Origin of the sequence: Accumulibacter sp., assembly GCF_023806565.1 — a bacterium.
In the GTDB taxonomy this organism is placed as follows: domain Bacteria; phylum Pseudomonadota; class Gammaproteobacteria; order Burkholderiales; family Rhodocyclaceae; genus Accumulibacter.
In genome coordinates this window covers 1-4,652 of record NZ_JAMTDV010000043.1, presented here as the reverse complement: position 1 = coordinate 4,652, position 4,652 = coordinate 1, and the positions used below count along the sequence as shown (strand labels likewise).

Here is a 4,652-nt window from a genome sequence, read left to right as displayed (position 1 = left end):
CAACGCTCGAGTGTCCCGACCGAAATCCCGACTTCTCGCGACACCTCGCCGCTCGATTCTGATGTGTCTGATCTCATCGGTAGGATCTCCATATGGACTTGACTCGCTCTCGTGGCCAGCATGCTTCTTACCTGATGCAAGTGCCTTCGCCCGTCACGCAGGTGGTGCCGGCGGAGACCCGGTGATCCTGTGGTACCGCCGGGATGCTCTCAGGGCACTGTATAGCCCCGACCATTTTCGCATCCTCGCTGTGCCTTAGCTATACTGCTTATAGGGAGCTTTTTTCGCTCTAAGGGGAGTTTTGAGATGTCAAAGAGCAAAGTTGATGACAAACCTGTTAGCGGTACCGTGACCGGTCAGACCGCAGTTCTGTCCCCGCAGGAACGCCGCGCACAAGGGAGCGCGCTGCGCGAAGTGGTGCCGCGTGAGACGCAGGGCGGATGGAAAGCACCCAAGAAGCGGCGCGATCCGATTGAAGTGCTTACCGCATCGAACGAGGGACGGATGCCGGAACTCGTGCCGATTCGCTTTGGCCGGATGCTGCAGTCGCCGTTTACCTTTTACCGCGGTTCGGCGGCGATCATGGCGGCTGACCTGGCGTCCACCCCAAGCTCCGGACTCAGAGTGCAGGCCTGCGGCGACGCGCATCTGCTGAACTTCGGCGGCTTCGCCACACCCGAGCGGCAAGTCGTCTTCGATGTCAATGACCTTGATGAGACGCTGCCGGCGCCTTGGGAGTGGGACCTCAAGCGTCTGGCCGCGAGCATCGTCATCGCCGCGCAGTATATGCGCCTGCATGACAACGAGGCTGCCCGGGCGGCGACGGCGACGGTGCGCGCTTACCGCGAGCGGATGGTCGACTATTCGTCGATGCGCGCGCTCGACGTGTGGTACGACACGATCTCCGTTGACCGCGTCATCGCCGAGATGACCGGCGGCAGCGACAAGCTGCGGAAGCTCGCCGCGCGGCGGGTCGAGAAAGCGCGTCAGCAAAGCGCTGGCGAAAACGTCTTCCTCAAGCTCGCCGAACATCACGGGGCGCTTCCGAAAATCAAGGACAATCCTCCACTCGTCTTTCATTTGAGCGAGGAACAGGCCCCGGGGATGCGGACGCAGTACCGGGAAGCCTTGGCTACGTATCGCGAGTCGCTTCCCGAGCACGTGCGTGTGCTCTTCGATCGCTTCCGGTTTTGCGATCTGGCGGTCAAGGTCGTCGGCGTCGGCAGCGTCGGCACCCAATGCCTCGTCGCGCTGTTCATGGCTGCGGACAATGACCCGCTTTTCCTGCAGATCAAGGAAGCACGGGCGTCGGTTCTCGAACCCTATGCGGGCCAGAGCCTGCATGCCAATCACGGCCAACGCGTCGTTGCCGGGCAGCGCCTGATGCAGGCGGCGAGCGACATGTTCCTCGGCTGGACGGCAGGAGCCAACGGCCGGCACTTCTATTTTCGCCAATTGCGCGATGTCAAGATCAGCGCGATCGTCGAGGGATGGGACGTCGAGCGCCTAGCCACCTACGGCCGACTGTGCGCCCGGGCGCTAGCGCGCGCACATGCGCGTTCGGGCGATGCGGCGCTGATCGCGGGCTATATGGGGTCGAGCGCCGTTTTCGACGAGGCGATCTGCGAGTTTGCCGTGGAGTACAGCGATCAGAATCAGCGCGACTACCGTGCCTTCGTCAAGGCGATCCGCGAAGGACGCCTCGAAGCGCAGGTGGAGAACAATCCATGAGTCCGATCAACGAAACGGAAGAGGCGCGACCCGCGAGTACCCTCGCCGGCGCCCCTCCGGTGCGCGGCTGGCGCGCGGTCTTTCCACCGGCGCTTTGGCTCGCCGCGTATCAGACGAGGTGGCTGGCGAACGATGCCATCGCTGGCGTCACACTCGCGGCCTACGGCATCCCGGTGTCGCTGGCCTACGCCTCGCTCGCCGGCCTGCCGCCGCAATACGGCATCTATTGCTATCTGGCCGGCGGCCTGTGCTACGCACTTTTTGGCTCCTCGCGCCAGTTGGCGATTGGACCCACCTCGGCGATCTCGATGCTGGTCGGCGTCACGGTTGCGGGAATGGCCGAGGGCGATCCTGCACGCTGGGCGTCGATTGCGGCCCTGACGGCGGTGGTCATCGCCACCATGTGCGTGCTGGCGTGGCTGTTTCGCTTGAGTTCGCTGGTCAACTTCATCAGCGAAACGATTCTGCTCGGTTTCAAGGCCGGCGCGGCGCTGACCATCGCCATGACCCAGTTGCCCAAGCTGTTCGGCGTCAAGGGCGGTGGGCATGGATTCTTCGAGTCCGCCGTCACCCTTGGTAGCCAGCTCCCCGATGCCAACCTCGCCGTGCTGGCTTTCGGCCTCGCCGCGCTCGCCGTCTTGTTGTTGGGGGAAAGATTCCTGCCGGGCCGCCCGGTTGCCCTGTTCGTGGTGGTGATTTCGATCATTATATTGTCGGTAACACCCCTGGGTGACCTTGGCTTCAAGATCGTCGGCGCGCTGCCACAGGGCTTACCCGACTTCAAGCTGCCGGATTTGCGCGTGCGCGACGTGGATGGGGTGATCCCGCTGGCGTTTGCGTGCCTGTTGCTGGCTTATGTCGAAAGCGTTTCCGCCGCACGCGCCCTGGCTCAGGCGAACGGCTACGAGATCGATGCGCGGCAGGAACTCCTTGGTCTGGGTGCGGCGAATCTGGCGGCGGGGTTCTTCCAGGCTTACCCGGTGGCCGGTGGCCTGTCGCAGTCCTCGGTGAATGACAAGGCCGGCGCAAGAACGCCGCTCGCCCTGGTTTTTGCGTCGCTGACGATCGGCCTGTGCCTGATGTACCTAACAGGACTGCTGTACAACCTGCCGAACGTGGTTCTCGCGGCGATCGTCCTGGTGGCGGTCAAGGGCCTGGTCAACATCGCTGAACTGCAGCACGTGTGGCGGGTCAGCCGCTTCGAATTCGGTGTCTCGATGGTCGCTTTCGCCGGCGTGCTGCTGCTCGGCATCCTCAAGGGCGTGATCGTGGCGGTGCTGGTTTCGATGTTGCTGCTCATACGGCGCGCGGCGCACCCGCATGTCGCCTTCCTCGGCCGCATCCCGGGCACCCGCAGCTACTCCGACATCGGACGCAACCCGGATAACGAGGCGGTTTCCGGTGTGCTGATGTTCCGCGTCGAGGCGTCGCTGCTTTACTTCAATGTTGAGCACGTGCGCAACGCGGTCTGGCAGAAAATCCGCTCGACCTCTGGACCCTTGACGCTGGTGGTCTGTGATCTGTCCACTTCACCCATGGTCGATCTTGCCGGTGCGCGCATGCTCGCCAAGCTGCATGTAGAACTCGGCGCGGCCGGGATCCGCCTGCGACTGGTCGCGGCACACGCGGCGGTGCGCGACATCCTGCGCGCCGAAGGGTTGGAGGAAAGCGTCGGCTACTTCGGCCGCCGGATCAGGGTGGCGGATGTCATCGATGAGTTCTTGGGCGGCACGGGAACAGCGGCGTCGGCCGACCAGAGCGCGCCTGCATAGGCGAGCGATTTAGTTCTACTTTGACAGATTCCCGATCAATCATCTGCTGACGTCATGTGGTATAATGCAACTCATTGTTTTTCAATAACCTTATTGGGTCTGCCTTGTCCATGACGACCTCATTAGGTCAATTGCATTGCTTCGCTTGTCGCCGCGATTACCGACAGGCTTGAGGCGCACTTCTCCCCGTTCCGCGAGTTGTTCCGCTCTTCGACGCGAAGAGTCGAGGAGGGCGCGTGCGCTATCTGTGTGGCCTCTATCAGGCGCGACGACGCATCCTGAAAGGCATGGCCGACGTCGTTGCTGGCAGCGACTACCAGCGGATGCAGCACATGCTGAGTGTTTCGGATTGGGATCATGCTGGCGTAGTCCGGCAAGTAGCCGTCGAGGCCCAAGCCCACTTCCCGAAGGGCGGCCGGGCGCTGGTCCGCGACGAGAGCGGCTTCGCCAAGCAAGGCGAAGGTTCGGCTGGCGTTGCCCGGCAATGGAACGGCCGGATGGGCAAGGTCGACAACTGTCAAGTCGGTGTCTTCGCCGCCCTCACCACCGATCAATTTCAATGTGATCCCGGAGGACTATCACGTAATGGGTTGAGCAGTCATGGGAAAGGTAGAGAAATTTGCCGAAGAGATTGGTCGTAGCTTGGAGGAGGCGCTTCCCGGGATACGCAAGACCATCCTGAAAAGCTGCCGCTGGCGGTGGCGGCTAGGATGGAGGCGCGCACGCCGAACACGCTGGAGCTCTCAACGCTTCTGCCCCTGGATACGGAACGTTCGGACATGCGGGAGCAGTGGCTGCGACGACTGCTGACGAACCGCTTGGTGAACAGCGGCGAGATATTGGCACCCTTCGCGAGACAGGCGCTGGCGGAGGCGTCGGCGGAAGGTCAGACGATCCTGCTGTCGATGGATCAGACCGACTTGGGGGATCGCTTCGCGGTACTGATGATCAGCGTGCGCTGCGGCGACCGATCGCTCCCGTTAGTGTGGCAGATCGAGACCGGCGAGGCCAATATTGGCTTTTCCGGGCAGCAGGCGCTGCTGCAGCGGGTACGGGCCTGGCTACCGGAAGGCGTGGCGGTGATGCTGTTGGCGGATCGATTCTACCCTTCGGCGGCTTCGTTCGAGTGGCTGATCGCGGCGGGCTGGC

General features: G+C 62.9%; 2 protein-coding genes and 2 pseudogenes. All 4 read left to right on the top strand.

What is annotated here, in order from left to right; genetic code table 11:
* Window positions 1-306 precede the first annotated feature (306 nt).
* Window positions 307-1,731: a DUF2252 domain-containing protein gene (locus NFV80_RS05180; RefSeq protein ID WP_295327598.1), complete on the top strand. Its 1,425-nt coding sequence runs from the start codon at window positions 307-309 to the stop codon at window positions 1,729-1,731.
* On the top strand, window positions 1,728-3,503 hold the full coding sequence (locus NFV80_RS05175; protein ID WP_295327600.1) for a SulP family inorganic anion transporter: 1,776 nt from the start codon (window positions 1,728-1,730) through the stop codon (window positions 3,501-3,503). Before NFV80_RS05180 ends, NFV80_RS05175 begins: the two co-directional genes overlap by 4 nt.
* Window positions 3,504-3,739: 236 nt before the next feature.
* A pseudogene (locus NFV80_RS05170) lies at window positions 3,740-4,042 on the top strand (transposase); the annotation flags it as partial.
* Window positions 4,043-4,213: 171 nt separating this feature from the next.
* Window positions 4,214-4,652 (top strand): annotated as a pseudogene (locus NFV80_RS05165) (transposase); the annotation flags it as partial.